This window comes from Gemmiger sp., assembly GCF_036306485.1.
Classification (GTDB): Bacteria; Bacillota; Clostridia; order Oscillospirales; family Ruminococcaceae; genus Gemmiger.
The window spans coordinates 18,166-40,844 of sequence record NZ_JAXJZK010000007.1; the positions used below are offsets into that span (position 1 = coordinate 18,166).

22 protein-coding genes are annotated in these 22,679 nt (G+C 64.4%); 14 read left to right on the forward strand and 8 right to left on the reverse strand.

What is annotated here, in order from left to right:
- Positions 1 to 65 precede the first annotated feature (65 nt).
- The gene (gene aroF / locus U0L91_RS00790) at positions 66 to 1,088 is read right to left on the reverse strand and encodes a 3-deoxy-7-phosphoheptulonate synthase (RefSeq protein WP_330044040.1); all 1,023 of its coding nucleotides are present in this window, start codon (positions 1,086 to 1,088) and stop codon (positions 66 to 68) included.
- 149 nt (positions 1,089 to 1,237) lie between these two features.
- Between aroF and ybaK the strand changes: the two genes are divergently transcribed.
- From ybaK to U0L91_RS00845, 11 genes are all read left to right on the forward strand, one after another.
- Positions 1,238 to 1,732, forward strand: coding sequence for a Cys-tRNA(Pro) deacylase (gene ybaK / locus U0L91_RS00795; protein WP_330044042.1), 495 nt, complete (start codon positions 1,238 to 1,240; stop codon positions 1,730 to 1,732).
- Positions 1,732 to 2,457 carry a pseudouridine synthase gene (locus tag U0L91_RS00800; RefSeq protein ID WP_330044088.1) on the forward strand — a complete coding sequence of 242 codons (726 nt, stop codon included), beginning with the start codon at positions 1,732 to 1,734 and terminating at the stop codon, positions 2,455 to 2,457. The genes ybaK and U0L91_RS00800 overlap by 1 nt, the downstream gene beginning before the upstream one ends.
- 161 nt (positions 2,458 to 2,618) lie before the next feature.
- Entirely contained in the window at positions 2,619 to 3,791 is a 1,173-nt protein-coding gene (locus tag U0L91_RS00805) for a LegC family aminotransferase (RefSeq protein ID WP_330044043.1), read from the forward strand.
- A 25-nt stretch (positions 3,792 to 3,816) separates the two neighbouring features.
- Positions 3,817 to 4,857 (forward strand): nucleotidyltransferase family protein, encoded by a 1,041-nt coding sequence (locus U0L91_RS00810; protein WP_330044090.1) that lies wholly within the window; start codon positions 3,817 to 3,819, stop codon positions 4,855 to 4,857.
- 16 nt (positions 4,858 to 4,873) lie between these two features.
- Positions 4,874 to 5,869 (forward strand): N-acetylneuraminate synthase, encoded by a 996-nt coding sequence (gene neuB / locus U0L91_RS00815; protein WP_330044045.1) that lies wholly within the window; start codon positions 4,874 to 4,876, stop codon positions 5,867 to 5,869.
- Entirely contained in the window at positions 5,859 to 7,049 is a 1,191-nt protein-coding gene (gene neuC / locus U0L91_RS00820; protein ID WP_330044047.1) for a UDP-N-acetylglucosamine 2-epimerase, read from the forward strand. The genes neuB and neuC overlap by 11 nt, the downstream gene beginning before the upstream one ends.
- Positions 7,046 to 8,026 (forward strand): Gfo/Idh/MocA family protein, encoded by a 981-nt coding sequence (locus U0L91_RS00825; RefSeq protein ID WP_330044049.1) that lies wholly within the window; start codon positions 7,046 to 7,048, stop codon positions 8,024 to 8,026. The genes neuC and U0L91_RS00825 overlap by 4 nt, the downstream gene beginning before the upstream one ends.
- Positions 8,027 to 8,038: 12 nt before the next feature.
- Entirely contained in the window at positions 8,039 to 8,989 is a 951-nt protein-coding gene (locus U0L91_RS00830; protein ID WP_330044051.1) for a Gfo/Idh/MocA family oxidoreductase, read from the forward strand.
- Complete coding sequence (locus U0L91_RS00835) at positions 8,986 to 9,747, forward strand: acylneuraminate cytidylyltransferase family protein (protein ID WP_330044053.1); 762 nt, start codon at positions 8,986 to 8,988, stop codon at positions 9,745 to 9,747. Before U0L91_RS00830 ends, U0L91_RS00835 begins: the two co-directional genes overlap by 4 nt.
- Positions 9,740 to 10,498 carry a threonine/serine exporter family protein gene (locus U0L91_RS00840; RefSeq protein ID WP_330044054.1) on the forward strand — a complete coding sequence of 253 codons (759 nt, stop codon included), beginning with the start codon at positions 9,740 to 9,742 and terminating at the stop codon, positions 10,496 to 10,498. Before U0L91_RS00835 ends, U0L91_RS00840 begins: the two co-directional genes overlap by 8 nt.
- The gene (locus U0L91_RS00845) at positions 10,495 to 10,977 is read left to right on the forward strand and encodes a threonine/serine exporter family protein (protein WP_330044057.1); all 483 of its coding nucleotides are present in this window, start codon (positions 10,495 to 10,497) and stop codon (positions 10,975 to 10,977) included. Before U0L91_RS00840 ends, U0L91_RS00845 begins: the two co-directional genes overlap by 4 nt.
- A 58-nt stretch (positions 10,978 to 11,035) precedes the next feature.
- Here the strand turns inward: U0L91_RS00845 and U0L91_RS00850 are convergent, their stop codons facing one another.
- The 4 genes from U0L91_RS00850 to U0L91_RS00865 all read right to left on the reverse strand — a co-directional run bounded on the left by U0L91_RS00850 (position 11,036) and on the right by U0L91_RS00865 (position 15,548).
- A complete protein-coding gene (locus tag U0L91_RS00850) occupies positions 11,036 to 11,482 on the reverse strand; it encodes a hypothetical protein (protein ID WP_330044058.1) in 447 nt (148 codons plus the stop codon).
- An 81-nt stretch (positions 11,483 to 11,563) separates the two neighbouring features.
- Complete coding sequence (locus U0L91_RS00855) at positions 11,564 to 12,364, reverse strand: GGDEF domain-containing protein (protein ID WP_330044059.1); 801 nt, start codon at positions 12,362 to 12,364, stop codon at positions 11,564 to 11,566.
- 136 nt (positions 12,365 to 12,500) lie between these two features.
- A complete protein-coding gene (malQ, locus tag U0L91_RS00860) occupies positions 12,501 to 14,186 on the reverse strand; it encodes a 4-alpha-glucanotransferase (protein WP_330044060.1) in 1,686 nt (561 codons plus the stop codon).
- Positions 14,187 to 14,219: 33 nt separating this feature from the next.
- Entirely contained in the window at positions 14,220 to 15,548 is a 1,329-nt protein-coding gene (locus U0L91_RS00865) for a hypothetical protein (RefSeq protein WP_330044062.1), read from the reverse strand.
- Positions 15,549 to 15,687: 139 nt separating this feature from the next.
- Here U0L91_RS00865 and U0L91_RS00870 point away from each other — a divergent pair, with 139 nt between their 5' ends.
- Genes U0L91_RS00870 through U0L91_RS00880 form a run of 3 tightly spaced genes read left to right on the forward strand, consistent with a single transcriptional unit; the run spans position 15,688 to position 18,559 of the window.
- Complete coding sequence (locus tag U0L91_RS00870) at positions 15,688 to 16,860, forward strand: alanyl-tRNA editing protein (protein ID WP_330044064.1); 1,173 nt, start codon at positions 15,688 to 15,690, stop codon at positions 16,858 to 16,860.
- Positions 16,860 to 17,603, forward strand: a complete 744-nt coding sequence (trmB, locus tag U0L91_RS00875; protein ID WP_330044065.1) for a tRNA (guanosine(46)-N7)-methyltransferase TrmB — start codon at positions 16,860 to 16,862, stop codon at positions 17,601 to 17,603. Before U0L91_RS00870 ends, trmB begins: the two co-directional genes overlap by 1 nt.
- A complete protein-coding gene (locus U0L91_RS00880) occupies positions 17,600 to 18,559 on the forward strand; it encodes a putative ABC transporter permease (RefSeq protein ID WP_330044066.1) in 960 nt (319 codons plus the stop codon). Before trmB ends, U0L91_RS00880 begins: the two co-directional genes overlap by 4 nt.
- A gap of 50 nt (positions 18,560 to 18,609) precedes the next feature.
- Here U0L91_RS00880 and U0L91_RS00885 read toward each other — a convergent pair whose 3' ends face one another.
- From U0L91_RS00885 to U0L91_RS00895, 3 genes are read right to left on the reverse strand one after another with little or no spacing between them, the layout of a single operon-like run.
- Positions 18,610 to 20,295, reverse strand: a complete 1,686-nt coding sequence (locus tag U0L91_RS00885; RefSeq protein ID WP_330044068.1) for a hypothetical protein — start codon at positions 20,293 to 20,295, stop codon at positions 18,610 to 18,612.
- 3 nt (positions 20,296 to 20,298) lie between these two features.
- Complete coding sequence (locus tag U0L91_RS00890; protein ID WP_330044069.1) at positions 20,299 to 21,132, reverse strand: ABC transporter permease; 834 nt, start codon at positions 21,130 to 21,132, stop codon at positions 20,299 to 20,301.
- A complete protein-coding gene (locus tag U0L91_RS00895; protein ID WP_330044070.1) occupies positions 21,120 to 22,646 on the reverse strand; it encodes an FHA domain-containing protein in 1,527 nt (508 codons plus the stop codon). Before U0L91_RS00895 ends, U0L91_RS00890 begins: the two co-directional genes overlap by 13 nt.
- Positions 22,647 to 22,679: the final 33 nt, after the last annotated feature.

The window sequence follows — 22,679 nt, forward strand, 5'->3', positions numbered from 1 at the left end:
CCCGCTGATGCGGGAAAGCGCCTTTTGGGATAGGAAAGAGAATGTCGTAAGAATTCGGTCCGCCCTCAGTTCAGCTTTTTGCCGAAGAATTCCAGTTCGGGGCGGATGGTGGCCATGAGCTCGTCGAACTGGTCGGGCGTCAGGCTCTGGGCACCGTCGCTCTTGGCGCGGGCGGGGTCGTTGTGGACCTCAATCATCAGGCCGTCCGCCCCGACCGCGACGGCCGCCTTGGCCAGGCTGGGCACCATGAAGGCAATGCCTGCCGCGTGGCTGGGGTCCACCACCACCGGCAGATGCGTCATCTTTTTGAGCATCGGCACCGCCGAGATGTCCAGCGTGTTGCGCATGCTGGTCTCGAAGGTGCGGATGCCGCGCTCGCAGAGCACCACGTTGGGGTTGCCCTCGGCCATGATATATTCGGCGCTCATGACGAGCTCCTCCAGCGTGGAGGAAAGCCCGCGCTTGAGCAGCACCGGAATCCGGGTGCGGCCCACCGCCTTGAGCAGTTCAAAGTTCTGCATATTGCGCGCGCCGATCTGGATCATATCCACACCGTCCTGTTCAAACAGCGGGATATGCTCGTTGTTCATCAGCTCGGTCACAATCGGCTGACCGGTCACGGCACGGGCCTCGGTCATCAGGGTCAGGCCCTCGGCGCGCAGTCCCTGGAAGCTGTACGGCGAGGTGCGCGGCTTGAATGCGCCGCCCCGCAGGATGCTGGCCCCCGCCGCCTTGACGCGCTGGGCCACCATCGTGATCTGCTCCCGGCTCTCGACGCTGCACGGGCCCGCCATCACGGCAAAGTGACCGCCGCCGATCCTGACCTTGCCGCCCACTTCCACCACGGTATCGTCGGGATGAAACTTGCGGTTGGCTTTCTTGTACGGCTCGGACACCCGCCGGCAGGTCTCGACGACGGGGTTCGCCAGCACCCAGCTCTCGCTCAGCGCTTTGGTGTCGCCAATCAGTCCGAGGATATGGGTGTCATGTCCGACCGAGTCGTTGATTTCAAATCCCATTCCCCGCAGTTCCTGACAGAATTCCTTTACCTTGGCCTCGGGTGCCTGCTGTTTCAATACAATAATCATGGTGGATCTCTCCTCTTTCCCACAGTGTTTTGTCCTCTTGCTGCCGTATAGTTTAGCACATTAAAGCATTGAAGTCAATGATTATTTTGACATTCTTTTTCCGCGGGCCTATAATAGGCACATCCTAAGCGGAAAAGAGAGGAATTCAGATGTCGAAAGAAGCCAAGACCAACGCGATGCGGATGCTGGAGCGGGCCAAAGTCAGCTACCAGTCCCACGAATATCCCCACGAGGAGGGCACCGCCGTGGACGGTGCCTCGGTGGCCCGGCTGACCGGGCAGGACCCGGCGCGGGTGTTCAAGACGCTGGTCACCCAGGGGGCAGACAAGGCGTTCTATGTGTTTGTGATTCCGGTGCTCGCGGAGCTGGACCTGAAAAAGGCCGCCCGCAGCGTCGGGGTGAAGAGTGTGGCGATGATTCATGTGGCGGATATCAACCGGGTGACCGGCTACATCCGGGGCGGCTGCAGTCCGGTGGGCATGAAGAAGCAGTTCGTCACGGTGTTTGACGAGAGCTGCCTGGCACAGCCGACGATGCTGGTCTCGGGCGGACGGATCGGGACCCAGATTGAATGTGCGCCCGCCGATCTGCTGCGGGTGACCCGCGGCAAGACCGCCGCCATCACGGCCGGCGGTGACGCATGATGCGGCTGGACCGCTACCTGGCCGAGCGGCTGGGCATAACGCGGGGCGAGAGCCGCAAGCTGGCGGCCTCGGGCCGGGTGACGGTGGACGGCGCCGTCTGCCGCAAGGCCGACACCCGTCTTGAGGAGTCCGTGGTCCGGGTGGCGGTGGACGGCCGTCCGCTGGCGGGGTCCTACCGCAAGTACGTCTACCTGATGCTCAACAAGCCCCAGGGGGTTGTGAGCGCGGCGCAGGACCGGCGGGACACAACGGTGGTGGATCTGGTGCGGGAGGACTTTCCGCGGCGGCAGCTCTTTCCTGCCGGACGGCTGGACAAGACCAGCACCGGGTTTGTGCTGCTGACCGACGACGGCGCCTTTGCCCATGAGATTCTGGCGCCGGGGCGGCATGTCTCCAAGACCTACCTGGTCACGCTGGACACCCCGCTGACCGAAGCGATGTGCCGCGGCTTTGCTGCCGGGGTCACGCTGGCGGACGGGCAGACGCTGGCCCCGGCGGAAGTCCGGCCCGCTGACCCCGACGACCCCTGCCTGGTGCGGGTGATTCTGCACCAGGGGGTATACCACCAGATCAAGCGGATGTTCGGCGTCTACGATGCCGGCGTGAACGGGCTGCACCGGGAGGCCATCGGTCCTGTCTCGCTCGACCCGGATCTTGCGCCCGGCAGATGGCGCGAACTGACCGAGGCGGAAGTCCTGGCACTGCAGGACGCCGCCCGCAGATAACCTGATTCCAGGCGACGCTTTCCATAAAAAGGAAGCGTCGCTTTTTGTCTGTCCGGGCGGCGGAAAGCGCCGGGTGCACGGCAAGGTTTCTCTTGCCGTTTGTGCGGGAATGTCGTATAATATTGGGGAATATAAGAAAGTGATTTCCGGGAGGTTTTCAAATGTCTGGTTTCATCCCGTTGTCGGTGCCGAACTTCGGCGCCAAAGAAGCCGCCTATGCCGCCGAGGCCATCACCTCCGGCTGGGTCTCCACGAGCGGTGCCAAGGTCGGCGAATTTGAAGAGGCTCTGGCCCGCTATGTGGGCATGCCCCGTGCCGTTGCTTCCAACAGCGGCTCTTCCTCTCTGCATCTTGCCGCCATGGCCGCGGGCATCCGCCCCGGCGAGGAGGTTCTTGTTCCTACCCTGACCTTTATTGCCGCCGTCAACCCGCTGACCCGCTATGTGGGCGCCGAGCCGATCTTCATCGGCTGTGACGATTCGCTGTGCATCGACCCGGACGGCGTGGAGGATTTCTGCGCCAACCACTGCACGCTGCGGGAGGACGGCCTGTACAACAACCGCACCGGCGCCCATGTGGCGGCGCTGGGCGTGGTGCACGTCTTCGGCAACATGGCGGATATGCCCCGCCTGCTGGACATTGCACGGCGCTACAAGCTGACCCTGATCGAGGACGCCACCGAAGCGCTGGGCACCCGCTACACCGCGGGGCCTCTGGCCGGCAAGTTTGCCGGCACGATGGGCGACATCGGCTGCTACAGCTTCAACGGCAACAAGATCATCACCACCGGCGCCGGCGGTTTTCTGGTCTCCAACCATCCCGACTGGGCCGAGCATGCCAAGCATCTCTCGACCCAGGCCAAGGCCGACCTGCTGCAGTTCCTGCATGACGAGGTGGGCTACAATTACCGGATGACCAACGTCCAGGCCTGTCTGGGTCTGGCACAGCTGGAACGGCTGGAGGACTTCATCACCGTCAAGAAGGCCCGGTACGACCAGTACCGCAGCGCGCTGGACGGCTACCACGGCCTGCGCATCCTGCCCTTCAAGGAGGAGGCCGACGGCGTGCGCTCCAACCACTGGTTCTACAGCCTGTACCTGGAGGACACCCCGCTGGAGCGCGACAGCGTGATCGCCGCCCTGCAGGCCAAGCAGATCCAGACCCGTCCGGTCTGGGCGCTGATCCACGAGCAGGCGGATTATCCGCGCAATGAGGCCTATGATCTGGACAAGGCGCTGGCCTACCGCCGCTACATCGTCAACCTGCCCTGCTCCACCAACCTGAGTGAGGAGGACTGTGACCGGGTCATTGCAGCGGTCAAAGAACTGATCTGAAAGGGGGCCACCGCCCTTGCTGAAAGTGGAAGAACTCTTCATCCCGGAGTCCTGCACCGTGCTGGATGCGATGAAGCGCCTGGATGAGACGGGACGCCGCATCCTCTTCATTGCGCCGGAAGGCCGGCTCAAGGCCGTTGTGACGGACGGGGACATCCGCAAATGCATCCTGCGCGGCGAAGGTCTGGACGCGCCGCTGACCTCGGCAGCCAACTACAAGCCGAAGAGCCTTTCGGTGTCGGAGCGCGGCCGCGCCAAGGCCGAGCTGGAACGCTGGGGCATTGACGCCCTGCCGATTCTGGACCGCGAGGGCGTCATCACCGACATTGTGTTTGCCGGCGGTCTGGATGTGGACAACCGCAAAAAAGTGGACATCCCCGTTGTGATGATGGCCGGCGGTCTGGGCACCCGGCTGTACCCCTACACCAAGATCCTGCCCAAGCCGCTGATCCCCGTGGGGGAACAGCCCATCGCCGAGCTGATTTTTTCGCGGTTCCGGGAGTTCGGCTGTCATCATATGACGATGATTGTCAACTACAAGCGCGGCATGATCAAGAGTTATTTTTCCGACCTGGAAAAGGACTATACCGTCGATTTCATCGACGAGGACACCTTCATGGGCACCGGCGGTGGGCTGTGTCTGCTCAAGGGCCGGATGGATTCCCCGTTTTTCTTCACCAACTGCGACACGCTGCTGGACATTGATTTCGGGGATCTGTACCAGTACCACCGCAAGCACGGCAACCTTGTGACGATGGTGTGTGCTTTCAAACATTACACGGTCCCGTACGGGGTCGTTGAGCTGGGCGAGGACGGCGGCATTGCCGCGATGCGGGAAAAGCCCGAGCTGAACTTTTTGACCAACACCGGCGTCTATGTGGTGGAGCCGCGCGTCGTGGAGGAGATGCCCAGCGGCGTCAAGCTGGGATTTCCCGACGTGATCGAGCATTACCGCCGCGCCGGCGAGAAGGTGGGGGTCTACCCGATCAACGAAAGCTCCTGGATGGACATGGGCCAGATGGAGGAGCTGGAAAAAATGCGCCGCAGACTGGACGGCCAACAGTAAAGCAGGAGGTTTGGATATGCCCGTTACCATCATTGCCGAGGCCGGCGTCAATCATAACGGCGATCTGGAGATGGCGAAGGAGATGGCCCGCGTTGCCAAGGAATGCGGCGCCGACATCGTCAAATACCAGACGGCCGTGCCCGAGCTTGTGGTAAGCCGTTTTGCCGATAAGGCAGCGTATCAGAAAGAAACGACCGATGCTTCGGAGAGTCAGCTCGACATGATCCGCCGGCTGCATTTTTCCTTTGAGGGGCATCGTGAGCTGAAGGAGTACTGCGATTCCATCGGCATCCAGTATCTCTCGGCCCCCTTTGACATTCCGAGCGTGCGGTTTCTCGGCACGCTGGGGCTGCCGCTGATCAAGATTCCCTCCGGCGAGGTGACCAACCTGCCGTATCTGGAAGAGATTGCCCGGCTGCATACGCCGGTGCTGCTCTCGACCGGAATGTGCAATCTGGACGAGATCACCGATGCGCTGGGCATCCTGGACGACAACGGCTGTCCCGAAGCCACGATTCTGCACTGCAACACCCAGTACCCCACCCCCTACTCCGACGCGAACCTGACCGCGATGGTGGAACTGTTCGAGCAGTTCGGGCTGCCGGTGGGGCTGAGCGACCACACGCCGGGCTGGGAGTGTGATGTGGCGGCCGCGGTGCTGGGCGCCCAGGTCATCGAAAAGCACTTCACGCTGGACAAGAACCTGCCCGGTCCCGACCAGAAAGCCAGCCTGGACCCCGAAGAGTTCCGGGCCATGGTGCGGGCCGTGCGCAACACCGAGGCCGCGCTGGGCGACGGGCACAAGCATCTGACGGCCAGCGAAGCCCCCAACAAGGCCGTGGCCCGCAAGAGCATCGTCGCCGCTCGGGCCATCCGGGCCGGCGAGGTCTTTACGACGGACAACCTGACCACCAAGCGTCCCGGCGACGGCATCAGCCCGATGCGCTGGTACGAGGTGCTGGGCCGGACCGCGGTGCGCGATTTTGCCGAGGATGAAAAAATTGAGCTGTAACCGCACGATTGCCCTGGTCACCTCCACCCGGGCGGAATACGGGCTGCTGCGTTCGGTGGCCCGGCGTATTCAGGAGGACGAGGATCTCCGCCTGCGCCTGCTGGTGACGGGCGCGCATCTGGAACCCCGGTTCGGCTGCACTGTGGAGGAGATCCGGGCCGACGGGCTGCCCATCGCGGCCTGTCTGCCCATCTTCACGGCGGACCCCGACGAGCCGACGGCCCGGACGATGGCCCGCACGATGGAGGTCTTTGACGAAGAATTTGCGGCCCACCGCCCCGACGCTGTTGTGCTGCTGGGCGACCGCTTTGAAATTTTTGCCGTGGCGGCTGCCGCCGCGGCGCGGCATATTCCCATCGCCCACATTTCGGGTGGGGATGTGACGCTCGGTGCGGCGGACGAGTATTACCGCCACTGCATCACCGAGATGGCCTCGCTGCATTTTCCGTCCTGTGCCGACAGTGCCGCCCGTCTGCTGCGCCTCGGCCAGCCGCCCGAGACCGTCTTCAACGTGGGCGGTCTGGGGGACGAGAACATCCGGACGATGCCCAAGATGAGCCGGGAGGAACTGTGTGCTTCCACCGGCTTTGATCTTTCCGGGCCGTTTGCCCTGGTCACCTATCACCCCGAAACCGCCGCCGGTGCCGGCGACCCGGCCGCCCAGGCCGAGGCCCTCTGCACGGCCATGGAGGCGATTCCGGGTATTTTCTGGCTGATCACGGGTTCCAACGCCGATGCGGGCGGTGCCGTCTGCACGGCGCGGATGCAGGCCTTTGCCGCCGCCCATCCCGACCGCGCGGGTTTTGTGGCCAGTCTGGGGCTGCGGCGCTATCTGTCCGCGATGGCCTGTGCCAGTCTGGTGGCAGGCAACTCCTCGTCGGGTGTCGTGGAAACCCCCAGCTTTGGCGTTCCCACCGTCAACATCGGCAGCCGGCAGGCCGGACGCGCCATCTGCCGCAACGTGCTGTGCTGCGAGGCGGACGCCGCCGCCATCGAGGCGGCCATCCGCCGGGCGCTGACGCCGGAGTTTGCCGCCCTGGCCCGCACGGCCCGCAGTCCCTACAACGGCGGGGCCACCAGTGCGCGGATTGTGGAGATCCTCAAGCATTTTCCCTTTGACAGGCCGAAATATTTCTATGACGGGCCGTTTCCCGACCCGCAAAAAGGAGACTGTTTATGAAGCTTCTCATTGTCGGTCTCGGCAGCATGGGCAAACGACGTGCACGGCTGACCAGGGGCATTGATTCTTCCTTCCGTCTGGCGGGCGTGGATACCGCCGAAGCCCGCCGGGAGGAGGCTGTCCGGCTGGGTCTGATCGACGCGGCCTACCCGGACATTGCCGCAGCCATTGCCGCCGAACATCCCGACGCGGCCCTGGTCTGCACCGCACCGCTGACCCACGCCGCCATCATCGGGGAACTGCTGGACAACAACCTGCCGGTCTTTACCGAGCTGAACCTTGTCAGCGACGGCTACGAGGAGAACCTGGCCAAGGCCCGGCAGAAGGGGCTGGTCCTCTTCCTCTCCTCCACGATGCTCTACCGGCGCGAGACCCGGTTCATCCGCGATCAGGTCCGGGCGTTCGGCAAGCCGGTGCATTATCTGTACCACATCGGCCAGTATCTGCCGGACTGGCATCCCTGGGAGAACTACAAGAACTTCTTTGTGGGCAACGCCCGGACCGGCGGCGTGCGGGAGATCTTCGGCATTGATCTGCCGTGGCTGCTGGACGCCTTCGGGGATGTGACCTCGCTGACCGTCCAGAGCGACAGCATCAGCGATCTGGGTCTGCCCTACCCCGACTGCGTGACGCTGCTGATGCGCCATGCGTCGGGCGCGCAGGGTGTGCTGGCCGCCGATGTGGTCAGCCCCAAGGCCGTGCGCAACTTTGAGTGCTTCGGCGACGGGCTGCACCTGTTCTGGGAGGGCAATCCCAAGGCGCTGTACCAGTGGAAGGACGGCGAGAAGCAGTTTGTCGATACCTACACCTCCTTCGAGCATGACAGCCGGTACAGCGACAATGTGGTTGAGAACGCCTATGTGGACGAGCTGACCAACTTCTTTGCCGTGCTGCGCGGGGAGGAACAGCCCCGCTGGAGCTTTGAACGCGACCTCGGCGCCATCGCCCTGATGGATGCGGCCGAGGCTGCCAGATAAGGAGCGGGTTTCATGCAGACTGTCACAGCCCTGATGATCGGACTGGGTTCCATCGGAACCCGCCATTTGAAGAACCTGGCCGCCCTGTGCAGCCGGCGCGGTCTGACGCTGCAGGCGGACGCCCTGCGCAGCGACCTGTCCCGGCCGCTGCGCCCCGGCGTGGAGGAGCTGCTGCACGCCCAGCTGACCGACGCGGACGCCCTGGGCCACTATGACCTGGCCTTCATCACCAACCCCACGAGCCTTCATGCCGACGCGCTGCGCCGGGTCTACGGCAAGGCGGATGCGCTTTTCATTGAGAAGCCGATCTTCTCGGCCGAGCAGACCGGCGAGGATCTGGACGCCCTGCTGGCCCCCGGTCAGAAAGCCTATGTGGCGGCGCCGATGCGGTGGTGCGGCACGATGCTGGCCCTCAAGCGGCACCTGCCCGAGCTGCATCCCTACTGCGCCCGGGTCATCTGCTCCTCCTATCTGCCCGACTGGCGCCCCGGCGTGGATTACCGCACCGTTTACAGCGCCCACAAAGCCCTGGGCGGCGGGGTGACCATTGACCTGATCCACGAATGGGATTATCTGGTGGATCTGTTCGGCGTGCCCGAGGAGATTTACAACTTCAAGGGCCATTATTCCGAACTGGAGATTGATTCCGACGATGTGTCGGTCTATATTGCCCGGTACCCCCATCTGCTGGCCGAGGTCCACCTGGACTATTTCGGCCGCGGGTACCGGCGTGCCATCGAACTGTTCTGCCCCGCGGGGAGCTGCGTGGCGGATTTCGGTGCCGGGACGCTGACGCTCCCGGACGGCACGGTGGAACACTGCGAGGAGGAGGTCAACGAGCGCTATCTGCGCGAGATGTCCTACTTCCTGGACTATGCGGCCGGACCGGCCGGGCCGAGTGTGAACCCGCCCGCCACGGCACGCGATGTATTGAAACTGACACTGGGGGAACTGAATTCATGAAAAGACTTCTCATCACGATCTGCGGCCGGGCCGGTAGCAAGGGCTTCAAGAACAAGAATCTCAAGACTTTCTGCGGGCATCCGCTGGTTTACTATTCGCTGAGCGCCGCCGATCTGTTCATCCGCAACCATCCCGAGCTGGAGGTGGACATCGCCCTCAACACGGACAGCCAGGCGCTGGCCGACCTGGTGGCGGCCAAATACCCCGAGGTGGTCTATCTGCCGCGGGGCGCCGAGCTGGGGGGCGACAAGGTCCCCAAGGTGGAGGTCTACAAGGACAGCTTTGCCCGGATGGAGGCAAAGACCGGCCGGCCCTACGACGCAATGCTCGATCTGGACATCACAAGCCCGCTGCGCACCGAGCAGGACATTGAAAACGCCTTTGCCCGCGCTTCGGAGCGTCCCGACCTGCAGATCATCTTCAGCGTCTGCGAGGCCCGCCGCAATCCCTGGTTCAATATGTTCAAGATTGTGGGCGACCATGCCGAGATGGTCATCAACAGCAATTTCACCGGCCGTCAGCAGGCGCCCGAAGTGTACGACGTCAACGCCTCGATCTATCTGATCCGCCGCAATTTCCTGGTGGACAACGACGACCCGATCCTCTGGCACAGCAAGTTCGGCGTCAGCGTCATGATGGATACCGGCATCATCGACATTGATTCGGAACATGACTACCTGCTGATGGAGGCCATTGCCAACCATCTGTATGCCCAGTACCCCGAATTCCGCGCTGTACAGGAGAACATCCGTGACTGATCGTGCCATGAATCTGGTGATGGAGTGCGGCAAAGAGATGCTGGCCAACGGCGGCGAAGTGTTCCGCGCCCAGGATACGATGGAAATCATGGCCCGCAGCCTCCGGATTGAAGATTTTCACGTCTACGTCCTGACCAACGGCATCTTTGCGTCGGCCAAGGGCGGAACCGTCAATGCGGTGCGCCATGTGCCCAGTGTCTCGATCCAGCTGGCCCGGGTGGAGGCGATCAACTCCCTTTCCCGGCGGCTGGCGGACGGCAAACTGGACCTGGACGGGGCCGAGCAGGAGCTGCGCCGCGCCCAGCAGATTGAAGGATTTTCGGTGCGGCGGGTGCATCTGGCCAGCCTGCTGGGCAGCGCCTGTTTTGCCCTGCTGTTCGGCGGCGGCCCGGCCGAAATGTTGGTGGCCGCCATTGCCGGCCTGGTGGAATCCGTCGTGACCCGGCGGTTTGCCCAGCACGGCATCAGCCGGATCTTTACCGACATCCTGGCCGCCACGCTCTGCACGCTCGCGGCGCATCTGGCACACCGCGTCTATGCGCCGCTCAACGTCAACGTCACGATCATCGGCGCCCTGATGGTGCTGACGCCCGGTGTCTCGCTGACAATGGGCATCCGCGACATCATCAACGGCGACTATCTGTCCGGCACGATCCGCCTGTTCGACGCGCTGCTGGTGGCGGGCTGTCTGGCCTTCGGCGTGGCGATGGGTTATCTGCTGATGCAGGCTCTGATGGGGGTGATTCTATGACGCTGGACTCCCTGCCCGTGTGGGCAAACTATCCGCTGCAGTTCCTTGTCTCGATGATTGCGACGATGTCCTTCGGCATCTCCTTCCAGGTGCCGCGCCGGCATCACCTCGCCTGCGGCGTCGTGGGGGCCGTGGGCTGGCTGGTCTATGTGCTGGCCCAGGCGGCGGGTCTGACCGCCCCGGCTGCCACACTGCTGGCCGCCCTGCCGCTGACGGCGTTCGCCCGGCTGTTTGCCATCACCCACAAGGCGCCCGTCACGCTGTTTCTGCTCTGCGGCATCTTCCCGCTGGTGCCCGGCGCCGGCATCTACTACACCGCCTACTACTTTCTGCGCAATGATCAGCGGCTGTTCACCAACAAGGGGTTTGAGACCCTCAAGGTTGCGGTGGCCCTGGCACTGGGCATTGCGCTGGTCTGTTCGCTGCCGCTGCCCCGGTCCATCAGCCGGCAGCAGTACAACGGCCCGCGCCACAACTGAAACAAACCGGCCCTTCCCCGCCGTCTGGCAGAGGAAGGGCCGGTTTTTTCATCCGGGATCAGACAAAATTGCGCCAGGTCTGTTCCGCGCCGGTCTGGAAGGCGCAGAGGTCCTGCATCAGTTTGTGCGCGCCGGGTTCCGCCCCGGGATAATCCGTCTCGGCACGCTTGCAGTCCAGGGCGCCCTGGCCGGTGCCCTCGGCCAGCATCGTGGCCAGGTTGCGGGTGCTCTTGTCCAGCATCGTGCGGGTCCGGATGCCCATGCTCATGCTCATCTTGGCCGCCGCACTCTGGCCCTTGGCCTCCACACCGATGGCCGCCAGCGCCGAGTGGGCCTGCTGGTTGAACTTGTGATAGATGGTTTTCTGACGCTGCATCTCTTCCTTGAGTTTCTGGTCGTGGGTCAGGCCCATCATCTCGTCCAGCGTGTTCTTGCCGGCCTCGGTGTTCTGCACGATCTCCTGGAGCATCGCTTCGCTGTCGCTGTTGTAGCTATCCATTGCCATAAAAAAATCCCCCTTGTGTACCATTTTCGTCCGGGATCTCTCCCGGAGTTAGTATGGCACCGCAAGGGGGTTTTATTCGGTTCAGTGGTTGCCAAGGCGCTGTTCGGCCAGTGCCATCATCAGCTCCCAGTTCCCGGCCTCGGCCCAGTCGGCAGAGCCCAGCGTCACGGTGAACTCACCGCGGCGGGACAGCGACAGGCTGAAGCATTTGCGTCCGCCGTCGATGGCTTTGCGCAGGATGCCTTCCATCCGGTCCGCCGTGGACCCCACCGCGACAATCAGAAAGACGCCGTCCTCCAGCCGGACCACCGCGTTCTCGCTCTCGTCCTGGCTGACGGCAAGCTGCAGGATACCGGCTGCCGCATTCAGGCAGCAGTCCGCCGCCGTCGCGCCCTCGTTGCGGATGAGGTCACCGAACTCGTTGACGCGGGCCATGACCATGCAGACCGGCTTGCCGCTGCGGGCCTGCTCCGCCACATAATACCGGTACTCGGTATCCAGGAAGCTGCGGTTGTACACGCCGGTCACATAATCCCGGCGCAGATCCTCGCGGTACTGCTTGAGCATCCGCTGCAGGGCGTTGGCCTCACGGTCATTGACCGAAGGTCCGTCCGGCATCGTGTAGGTCAGCTGCAGCACGCAGGGACGCCCGCCCGCCACAACGGCCTGATACAGTGCAAAGCCGAACGGGCCGCTCATCAGCGGTTTGGCCGCACGGCCCCGCTCGTCCAGTTCCGGCACGGGATCTGCCGTTCCGGCAGGCTCCATCGTCGCGGGGTCCAGCAGGACAGAGGCGCGGGGGTCGATGACCTGGACCTTATCAAAGACATTGCGCAGCGCAGCAATCTGTGCGCCGAACTGTTCCAGAGTGTATTCCTGCATGGTCGTCACTCCTTATGTAGTAAAACAGGCTGAAACGGAATTACAGTTTGCCTCTATTTTATCACATCGCATAATTTTTGCCCATACCCGCGTTATACAAAGAATGGTTCTGTTTTTTCTGGATTACTGTATAAATTCACTTTTTGCGCGCTGCGGAAGTGCCGGGTTCCTTGCCGGTTTTGCTGCGAACCGGGGCAGATTTTTCAGCCTTGGACAGTTGTTTTTCCTTGGGCGATGCCGCGGCGGCAGGCTGTGTTTTTTTGCATTCCGCGGCGCTGTCGGGTTCCTCGGCCGCAGGCCCGGGCAGCGGCTTGGCGCGGAAATACCGGACGCAGAGCGTGCGGATCTCGGCCGCCAGTTTCGGCGAGCAGGCGCCCGCAACGGCGCGCCACTGCCAGTTGCCGTCGGCGCGGCCCGGCATGTTCATCCGGGCTTCGCTGCCGGCGCCCAGCCAGTCGGCCAGCGTGACGACGGTCAGGTCCGCCGGGCTTGCCAGCACGCCGCGCAGCAGACCGCGCAGTTCGCCTTCGGTCTCGGTCAGGGCAAGGTATTCCCGTGCCTGGCGGCGCTGGGCAGCGGTGGTTTCTTCGGTGAACCAGCCCCGCAGCGTGTTGTTGTCATGCGTGCCGGGGTAGGCCACGCAGCGGTGCGGATAGTTGTGGGGCAGGTCGGCGCTGTCGGTGCCGTCAAATGCAAACTGCAGCACCTTCATGCCGTGGAAGCCGCTGTCCTTGAGCAGCTGCCGGACCGAGTCGAACATCTCGCCCAGGTCCTCCGCCACGATGGGCAGGTCGCCGAGGGCGGTGCTCAGCGTGCGGAACAGCTCCATGCCGGGGCCCTTCTCCCACTTGCCGCCGCGGGCGGTGGGCTGTCCGGCCGGGATGGCCCAATAGGTATCGAAGCCGCGGAAATGGTCGATCCGCACAATGTTGTAGATGTTCATCGCATGGCGCACCCGGCGGATCCACCAGGCATATCCGGTGCGCTTGTGGTAGTTCCAGTCATACAGCGGGTTGCCCCACAGCTGACCGTCCACGGCGAAATAATCCGGCGGGCAGCCCGACACACGGCGCGGATGCCCTTCGCGGTCCATCTCGAACAGTTCGCGGCCCGCCCAGGCATCGGCGGAGTCCGCCGACACATAGATCGGAAGATCGCCCATGATGGAGACTCCCCGCTCATTGGCATACTGCCGCAGGGCACGCCACTGTTTGTCGAACTCGAACTGCAGGAAGGCCCAGAACCCGATCTCCTCGGCGTGCTCGGCGCGGAAGGCGTCCAGGGCATCGGGGTCCCGCAGACGAAGGTCATCCGGCCAGGCCTGCCAGTCCTTCATGCCGTTGGCTTCCTTGATGGCCATGTAGAGGCAGTAGTCCGGCAGCCAGCCGTCCGACAGAAAGACAAAGCGGTACCAGTCATCGCTGTACGGCGTGTCGTAGCCCGGGACCGGACGCTGGTCGAGGAAACGGCGGTACGCCTTGCGCAGCACCGGATAGCGCTTTTCATACAGCAGGGCGTAGTCGCACCGGGCAGGGTCCTTGCCCCAGGATTCTTTGCGGTACTCCTCGGGTTTGAGCAGCCCCTCCTCGGCCAGCAGGTCCAGGTCAATGAAATAGGGGTTGCCGGCAAAGGCGGAACAGCTCTGGTACGGGCTGTCGCCGTAACTGGTCGGACCGATGGGCAGGATCTGCCAGACGGCCTGGCCTGCCCGGACCAGAAAATCCACAAAATCGCGGGCGGGCTTGCCCAGCGACCCGATTCCGTACGGGCCGGGCAGGCTGGAAATCGGCATCAGAATGCCGCTGCTGCGTTTAAAATCCATTGGTGTTTCTCTCCTCTTCGCCAAATTTTCACATCAGGTGGTACCGCTGAGCGCCGCCACCGCCAGCTGTCTCCAGCTGTCGCGCAGGGTTTTGTCCCAGGTGGAGGCACCGGCAAAGGAATCGGCATGGGCCTGGTGCAGTGAACTGAATGTTGCGTACGAGAGCGTGACGCCCGGCAGGATGCCCGCGTTGAGCTGGTTGATCTGCATGGCGCCGGGGGCCGTCTTGTCGCTGGCAGTGTTCCAGGGTGTGACAAGGCAGAGCTCCTCGCTGAGCGTCCTCTCCCCCGCCTCGCTGGAATACAGCCACAGGATGGCCGAGGCCGCTGCCTGGAAGCCCTCGGCATCGGCAGAGGACGGGATGGCCAGCCAGGCCGGCACCGAAAAGACCGGGTAGTTCATGAGGCCGGTCAGATTGTATTCCTGGGTAGCGAGATCTTCCTCGACAAAATCGCACTTGAACGGCACCATCACCAGCCGTTCGGCGGCGGCATCGTCCAGCGCGGCGACCATATCGCTGAGGTACCCGCGGCAGAACAGCGCGTTGCCGTCCCGGAGCAGGTCGCCGTCATACCACACCTCCCGGTCGGGTTCGGGTGCGGCACGGTTGGCGGCCTCCAGTGCCAGGGCGCTGTACAGACCGTTGAGCGGTCCGGTCAGGGTATCGACGTTGCGGTCCGTCCCGGCGGCCAGCAGCGCACCGGTATACAGCGCGCCGTAATCGTCCTGCAGGTAGGCGTCCCCGATGGGGTCCGGGAAGGCGAACACGCCGTTGAGGGAGAGCGCTGCCTCCCCCCGTCCGGCCGGCAGGGCGTAGTCCTTGCCGTTGAGGGTGACCACCGTCTCGGACGGGGCATCCAGCCAGCCGTCCACCGCCTGGACAAAGGCGGACCACTCGGCCCAGGAGGCATTCTGCAGGTCAGCGGCCGCACCGTCGCCGAGCAGCGACTGCAGGACCGCGCTGTCCGCCCAGTAGGCATACAGGCTCTTGCCCAAAGGCAGCGCCGTCACCGGCGTGTCGGTGTTCATTCCCGCCCGGGAGGCCGCCGCGGAAAGCAGCGTATCCGACGCGAGATTCTGCCAGCTGCCGTCATCCTGCGGGGCTTCGGGCAGCACGACGAGGTCGGCGTCCGCGAAGTCGCCTTCGTTGTATTGCAGCTCGACGCCCTGTGCCTCGGCATAGGCTTCGAGGGCCTTGGCGGCCGCGGTCGAGCGTCCGGTGGCAAAGCTGACCGTCAGCGTCTGCGGCGCGGCCGTGGGCACCGCCGCATCGGCGTTTTCGGCGGTCGCAGTCTGTCCCGCCGGGCCTGTACAGCCCGCCAGCAGGCAGGCGCTCAACAAAATTCCCAGATAACGCTTCATCCGCAGTTCTCCTCTCTGTGTTCGGCACTTCCGCGGCACATTGTCAACTAAATTTCATTATAACGGATTCGGATGGTTTTTTCCACTGTCGTTTTATGATATAATAAAAAAACTTCAGGACAAAGGAGCCTTTACTGTCATGGGCCGGACTCTCAAACAATACGAAATCCATCCCGATCTGCGGGAATTTTCTGCCGTGGTCGTCGGCTGCACGCCGCTGGAACAAGGCTATGCCGTCGAGCTGGATCAGACCGCCTTCTACCCCGAGGGCGGCGGCCAGCCCTGCGACACCGGCATCCTGGGCGGGGTGCCGGTGCACGAGGTCCACGAACGCGGGGGCTGCATCCTGCACTACACCGATGCGCCGCTCGAAGTCGGGCGGCGGGTGGATGGTTTCGTGGACAATGCGCGCCGCCGGGACCACTGCGAACAGCACACCGGCGAGCACATTCTGAGCGGGACGCTGCACCGTCTGTTTGGGGCCGAGAATGTGGGCTTTCACATCGGATCGCCGGCCGTGAGGATGGATATGAACCTGCCGCTCACCGCGGAGGAGCTGGCCGAGGCCGAGGCCCAGGCCAATGCCGCCGTCCGGGCCGACCGTCCGGTGCGGTGCTGGTATCCCGAGCCGGAGGAGCTGGCGCGGCTTGTGTACCGCAGCAAGAAGGAGATTGACGGTCCGGTCCGGCTGGTGGACGCCGGCGGAGCGGACCTGTGCGCCTGCTGCGGGACCCATCTTGCCACGACCGGCCAGGTGGGGGCGATCAAGATCCTGAGCGCCCAGCATTACAAGGGCGGGGTGCGGCTGGCCGTGGCCTGCGGCGGCCGGGCACAGCGGGCGATTGCCGAAACCTGGCAGGACGCCGAGCAGGCCGGCACGCTGCTGAGCGCCGGGCCGGGGCGTCTGACGCCGGCGGTCCGCACCGCCGTGCAGGGGCAGGACCTGCTGCGCCAGCGTCTGGCCGCCATGCAGAACGACCTGGCCGAAGCGCTGGCTGCGGCGGCGGTGCCCGGCCGTCCCTGCGTGCTGTACTGCGCGGGGGCCGACGGGGACGGGCTGCGGCGGATCTGCCTGAAGGTGGCCGAACACACCGGCGCCGTCACGGCGGTGCTGGCCCCCGGCGGGCAGGGCCTTGCCTACGGCATCACACTGCCGGGCGGCGATGTGCGCGGGCTCTGCCGGGCGCTGAACCAGGCCTTTGCGGGCCGGGGCGGCGGCAAACCGGGATTCTGCCAGGGAAGCCTGGCACAAGGCGAGGAAGCGTCGGTCCGGGCGTTTCTGACGGAAAAAATCAATGAGGTGCAACCCTGATGAGAATGCGTTTTAAACCCTATGCACGGCCGGAACTGCTGGCCTGCGATTTTCATGTACACGAACCGCTGACCCATGCCGGCCACTGGCATGAACTGTTTGCGCGGCCCGAACAGCCGCTGCATCTGGAGCTGGGCTGCGGCAAGGGCGGATTTCTGAGCCAGCTGGCGCCCCGCCATCCCGATATCAACTATCTGGGCATCGACATCACCGACAAGGTGCTGATCCTGGCCAAGCGCAAGGTGGAGGCAGCGTATCTGGCCGCCAACCTTCCCACCGACAATGTGCGGATTGCCTCGCTGGACATCGAGCGGATGTCGGGGGTGTTCTCGCCCGCCGACACGGTGGAGCGGATCTACATCAATTTCTGCAACCCGTGGAGCAAGAATGCCGGCAGCAACAAGCACCGGCTGACCCATCCGCGCCAGCTGCTGCAATACCGCGCCCTGATGCCCCAGGGAGCCGAGATCTACTTCAAGACCGACGATGACGACCTGTTCCGGGACAGTCTGCAATACTTCCCCGCCGCCGGGTTTGAGATCACCTGGATGACGCGGGATCTGCACCGCGACGAACCGGACTGGAACATCCGCACCGAACACGAGGGGATGTTCAGCGAACAGGGCATTCCGATCAAGGCGCTGATCGCCCGCAAAGGCCCCGACGAGACGGTGACCTGGGTGGAGCCCAAGGAACTGGCCCGGCGCTCCGAGGCGGACGCCGGAGAAGGTGACGCTCTGTGAGTTCCTACGGTTTTCTGCACACGGTGTTCCTGTTTTTCCTGTATTCGTTTCTCGGCTGGTGCGTTGAGGTTGCCTATGCGGCGATCACGACCCGCCGGCTGGTCAACCGCGGCTTTCTCAACGGACCGGTCTGCCCGATCTACGGCTGCGGCATGACCGTCATGATCTTCCTGCTGGGCCGGTTCAGCATCCCGATGCCCGGCGCCGCCGATCCCTGGTATGTCCGGCTGATCGCGGTGTTTTTCGGCGGCATGGTCATCACCACCCTGACCGAACTGGTGGGCGGATACCTGCTGTACAAACTGTTCCACACCCGGTGGTGGGATTACTCCGCCTACCGGTTCAATCTCGGCGGATTCATCTGTCCGCAGTTCAGTCTGCTGTGGGGCATCGGCAGCGTGATCCTGATGCTGTTCGTGCATCCGCTGCTCAACGGGTCGTCGGCCCATATCCCGCGCCAGGTGCTGCTGGGTGTTGACCTGACCGTCGGGCTGCTGTTTGCGGCGGATCTGGCGGCATCGGTCGTGCAGGCGGTCGGACTGGGCCGGCAGCTGGCCCGCATCGACGATGTGCGTGCCGGGCTGCGCCGGGTCAGTGACGCGCTGACAGGCGTGATCGGCACCGGCGCAATGACGGTGGACACCCTGCTGGATGAGCAGAAGCTGCAGCTGACGCTGGGCGCCATGGAGGGCCGCGACAATGCCGCCGAGCTGGGCGGTCAGCTCCGCGACCTGGCCGACAAGGCCCGGGAAGTCCGCCGCGCCAGCGTGCAGATGAGCCGTCAGAAGTTCTTCGGCACCGGGCGTCTGCTCCGCGCCTTCCCCGACATGGTCCCCGACCGCCGCGAAGCCATGGTGGCGCTGCGGGCTGCCCTGTCGCGGGCAGCCTCGGCGGCACGGCAGGCGGTTTCCGACAACGTGCAGGACTGGAAGGACGGTCTGCGCAAGGATCGCTGATCTTTCCAACCAAAAAGGACGCTTCCCCGCGGGGAAGCGTCCTTTTCTTGTCAGGGGTCGGTGGTCAGCCGGTAGACCGTCCACCAGCTGCAGCCGTCGACGGCCTCAGCCCGCACGGTCAGTCCGAGGCGCTGGGCCAGCGCGTCGCATTTGTCCTGGACGCCGGCGAAGTCCACAAAATAGACCCCGGGATTGTCCACGGCATCGAGCAGCGGCGCGGTCGGGTCCAGGCCGGAGGCGCGCAGCGACGCGCCGTACAGCGGGCTCTGGGCCGCCCAGCCGCCCAGAAAGGCCAGATGGTCAAAGGCACCGGCCTGCCGGGTATGCCAGACATCCTTGCCGGCCAGATCATCCTCCAGCGCTGTGGAGACCACATACAGATGTTCCTTGTCGTCGAGCAGCGCCTGGATGGCCTGTTCCTTCTCGTTGCCGGGCAGATGGTCCGCCCGGAACTGGCAGGCGGAGCGCCAGGTCTGCCGCAGCGTACCGAAGCTGACGGTGGCGCACAGCACCAGGGCTGCGGCCGCCAGCCGCCGGGAGGGGCGCAGGCCGGGATTCCACAGCGCGGCCAGCAGCACCGCGCAGGACATGAGCATCAGGTACTGGGTGCGCCAGGGGGTCCGCCCGCCCAGCACAAGCCAGTATACCCCGGCGGCAAAGACGGCCAGTGTGGCGAGCCCCGCCAGCTGGACGGCGCGGCTGTGCCGGCAGCCGGCCAGCCAGCCCAGCAGCGCCGCCACCACCGCCCAGCCGGGCAGCGTGGTCAGCAGCCAGTCGGGCAGGGCCAGCAGGGTTTCCCGCACGGCATTGAGCGGTGTGCGGTGCGGCAGGGTTTCGGCGAGCGTTTGCAGTTCGTCCAGCGGGTAGAGTGCAGTGTCGCCGTAATCCCAGCTGTCCAGCAGCGCATAGTCCGCCGCACTCAGGCCGTAGTCCGCCGCGCCGTCGGCGCTGAGATACTGCAGCCGGTGGTCGCTGATCTCGGTGCGCACGGTATTGTAGCGCTGCCAGGCATTCCAGTCCGGGTCCAGCTGGTAGGCCCACCGGTCGGCCTGCCACACGGCCAGGCAGAGTGCCAGCGGCAGCAGGAACCGCCAGGCCGTCCGGCCGCGGCGGGGTGCCGGGGTCCGGTACCAGGTCAGCACGAGCAGCGGTGCCGCCATGGCCGTGACGGCGGCAAAGGACTGCCAGCGCAGGCAGGCGCCGGCGAGCAGCAGGGCGCAGCCCGCCACAACCCGGCTGCGGCGGGGTGACGGCGACGCAAGCAGCAGCCAGCCCGTCACCGCAAAGATGGCGGCGTTCTTGGTGTACTGGAAGGCATGGAGGGCATCCACCCCGACCAGCAGCATACCGCACCCCCACAGGCAGAGCCCCGGCAGCCGGCCGAACCGATCGACCGCGCCGCGACAGAGCAGCACGGCGCAGCCGAACAGGCCGGCCACGCTGAACAGGACATACCAGTTCCACCCGGGCAGCAGGGTATAGAACGGTTTGAGCAGCCAGCCCACCAGCAGATTGACATAGCACAGATGAACGGTATCGTCGCCGTAGGCCCCTGCCGCGATGCAGGAGATCAGCGCGTCGTCGTTCACCTCATACCGGACGCCCAGCAAGAGCAGTACCACCGCAAAAGCTGCGGCAGCCGCTGCCGTGCAGAGCAGCGCATCACCGGTCCGGTTCCGGCGTCGGGGCGCCCGGCGCACCGAGGGTGCGGGGCGCAGTTCCAATGCGGCGGGCATGGGTCAGGCCTTTCTGCGGCGGAAGGCAAGGCGCAGGACCAGCCAGGCCGCCGCGGTGCTGACCACAGCGATCAGCGCCAGCATCTGCCAGCAATGGACAAGGTTGGGCACGGTGGGGTCGTACATCGGACTGTCCAGCCCCGCCTTGAGCCATTCCAGACGATCGTTCAGGTCGGTGGAGGCGCCCAGGGCGCCCATGCCCCACCGGCAGACAATCAGGTTGCTGATGACGGCCATCACCCCCGTGACGGGGAACATGGCGCCGCTGAACACCACCTGGCCGATGACCAGCACCAGCACAAAGAGAATCGCGGCCTCGCTGCTCCTGAGCAGTGCCGAGATCAGCAGCCCCATCGCGGAGGAAGCTGTCAGCATCAGCAGCACGGTCAGAAACACCTCCCAGTCGGTGTCGAAGAGCAGGTGATTCTGCGGGATATGGATGATGTGCAGGAAGCCGAAAGTCAGCACGCCCCCCTGCACCACCTCGACCAGCAGCAGGGTCAGGTACTTGCTGAGCACGGTGGCCAGCAGCGACACCCCGACGCTGGCTTCGCGGAAGATGATCTCGCGTTCCCGGCAGATTTCGCGGTAGGAGTTGAGCAGCCCCATGAAGGCCGACACCGCGCAGAGCACAAACAGGATGGTGCGGCTGCCGATGTTGATGAGGTTGGAGGTGAAGCAGTCCGGCTCGCCCACAAGTTGGATGACCAGCACCATCAGCGGCGCCTGGAGCAGCAGGCTGGCGAGGGTGAGTTTCTGGTTGAGGATCAGCCGGAAATTGCGGCGGATCAGCACGCCGAGCTGACGGAAGAATTTGCCGGCTTTTACGGTCTGCATCGCTCGTTCGCCTCCTTGGCCGCTTCGGGGAATTGCGCCGCCAGACGGTTGAATTCCGGCGTCGTGAAGTATTTCTGACGGTAGAACTCCACCTCCTCGGGGCGGCGGAGTTTTTCAAAAATGTCGCTGGTCAGTTCCACATCAAAATACTCGTCCAGCTTTTCGGGGGTACCGTAGTAGCACAGCACGCCGCCCGTCCCGAGGAAGGCAATCTTGTCGCAGAGGTTGATGTTGGACATATTGTGGGTGACCATCAGGACCGTGCAGTTTTCGTGGCTGAGTTTGCGGCACAGCTCCATCATGCTGCGGTCCAGATCGGGCGAAAGGCCGCTGGTCGGCTCGTCCAGCACGAGAAGCCGGGGCCCGGCCAGCAGCTCCATCGCGATGGAAACCCGCTTTTTCTGGCCGCCGGACAGGTTGGCGATCATGGTCTTTTCGCGGCCGTTCAGGTCGACGGCCCGGATGGCATGGGCCACGGCGGCCTTGATCTCGCCGCCGGTGGCGTCGTGGGCAATGCGCAGTTCGGCGGTGTAGGTCAGGCTCTGCTCGACGGTCAGGCTGTCGTGCATGATGTCCCGCTGCGGCACATATCCCAGCACCGCATCAAAGGCGTTGCGGTTGCCCTTGGTGTCGATGCCGTCAAAGCAGACGCGGCCCGAGGTGCAGGGGGCCGACCCCGTGATGCAGGTCAGCAGGCTGGATTTGCCGGTGCCCGACCCGCCCACCAGCACGACAAAGCTGTTGGGCTCGATGGCCAGGCTGGTGCCGTCCACCACGTTGATCAGCCCGCCGGTGTTGCGGTCGTGGACGGTCTTGCTCACGCTGAGCAGCTCGATGCTGATGCCGACGCGGTGTTCGTGATAGTGCAGGATTCCGCCCGAGAAGGCGAACACCTGAGTGGGCACGTTGATGACGCCGCCGTCGGTCAGCAGTTCGCGGGTGATGCGGCGTCCGTTCAGATAGGTACCGTTGGTGGAGCCCAGGTCATGGACTTCGCAGTGGCCGTCGCGGTAGACCACCTCGCAGTGATGGCGGGAGATCCGGTCGCTGGGCAGCTGGATGTCGCAGTCCTCGCCCCGGCCGATCAGCACCCGGCGCTTGCGGCGCAGGTCAATCTCCCGCAGCACGGCGTCGGCATCGGTGTTTTCGCGCTGCAGGCCGACGGCGCCCTCGGCCTGGCGGATCTCCTCGACGCGGAAGGTGATTTCCTGGGTGCTGCGGTCGGCGTTGGTATCCAGCCCGATCACATCGCCGGGCTGGAGCGGTACGGTCTCCCCTTTGCCGAGATAGCGGTTGTTGTACCAGGTTCCGCACCCGGCGGCGCCTTCGTCCCGCAGCAGCCAGGCGCCCCCGCGGAAATCCAGCGAGAACTGCCGGTCCCCCACGTTGTTGCGGCGCAGCACATAGCTGCATTCCCGCCCGCGGCCGAACAGGCAGGGCACGCCGGCGCTGGACAGGGTAATCCGCTGCCGGTTGCGCTGTTCACGGATAATCAGAATGATCTCGCTGGCCAAATCCACACGACCTTTCGGGTTTTGTATTGCCGG

Bases quoted from the DNA above. Each gene is read 5' to 3' on its own strand.
- aroF (WP_330044040.1), bottom strand. From the start codon at position 1,088: ATGATTATTGTATTGAAACAGCAGGCACCCGAGGCCAAGGTAAAGGAA.
- ybaK (WP_330044042.1), top strand. From the start codon at position 1,238: ATGTCGAAAGAAGCCAAGACCAACGCGATGCGGATGCTGGAGCGGGCC.
- U0L91_RS00800 (WP_330044088.1), top strand. From the start codon at position 1,732: ATGCGGCTGGACCGCTACCTGGCCGAGCGGCTGGGCATAACGCGGGGC.
- U0L91_RS00805 (WP_330044043.1), top strand. From the start codon at position 2,619: ATGTCTGGTTTCATCCCGTTGTCGGTGCCGAACTTCGGCGCCAAAGAA.
- neuB (WP_330044045.1), top strand. From the start codon at position 4,874: ATGCCCGTTACCATCATTGCCGAGGCCGGCGTCAATCATAACGGCGAT.
- U0L91_RS00825 (WP_330044049.1), top strand. From the start codon at position 7,046: ATGAAGCTTCTCATTGTCGGTCTCGGCAGCATGGGCAAACGACGTGCA.
- U0L91_RS00830 (WP_330044051.1), top strand. From the start codon at position 8,039: ATGCAGACTGTCACAGCCCTGATGATCGGACTGGGTTCCATCGGAACC.
- U0L91_RS00835 (WP_330044053.1), top strand. From the start codon at position 8,986: ATGAAAAGACTTCTCATCACGATCTGCGGCCGGGCCGGTAGCAAGGGC.
- U0L91_RS00845 (WP_330044057.1), top strand. From the start codon at position 10,495: ATGACGCTGGACTCCCTGCCCGTGTGGGCAAACTATCCGCTGCAGTTC.
- U0L91_RS00850 (WP_330044058.1), bottom strand. From the start codon at position 11,482: ATGGCAATGGATAGCTACAACAGCGACAGCGAAGCGATGCTCCAGGAG.
- U0L91_RS00855 (WP_330044059.1), bottom strand. From the start codon at position 12,364: ATGCAGGAATACACTCTGGAACAGTTCGGCGCACAGATTGCTGCGCTG.
- malQ (WP_330044060.1), bottom strand. From the start codon at position 14,186: ATGGATTTTAAACGCAGCAGCGGCATTCTGATGCCGATTTCCAGCCTG.
- U0L91_RS00865 (WP_330044062.1), bottom strand. From the start codon at position 15,548: ATGAAGCGTTATCTGGGAATTTTGTTGAGCGCCTGCCTGCTGGCGGGC.
- U0L91_RS00870 (WP_330044064.1), top strand. From the start codon at position 15,688: ATGGGCCGGACTCTCAAACAATACGAAATCCATCCCGATCTGCGGGAA.
- trmB (WP_330044065.1), top strand. From the start codon at position 16,860: ATGAGAATGCGTTTTAAACCCTATGCACGGCCGGAACTGCTGGCCTGC.
- U0L91_RS00885 (WP_330044068.1), bottom strand. From the start codon at position 20,295: ATGCCCGCCGCATTGGAACTGCGCCCCGCACCCTCGGTGCGCCGGGCG.
- U0L91_RS00890 (WP_330044069.1), bottom strand. From the start codon at position 21,132: ATGCAGACCGTAAAAGCCGGCAAATTCTTCCGTCAGCTCGGCGTGCTG.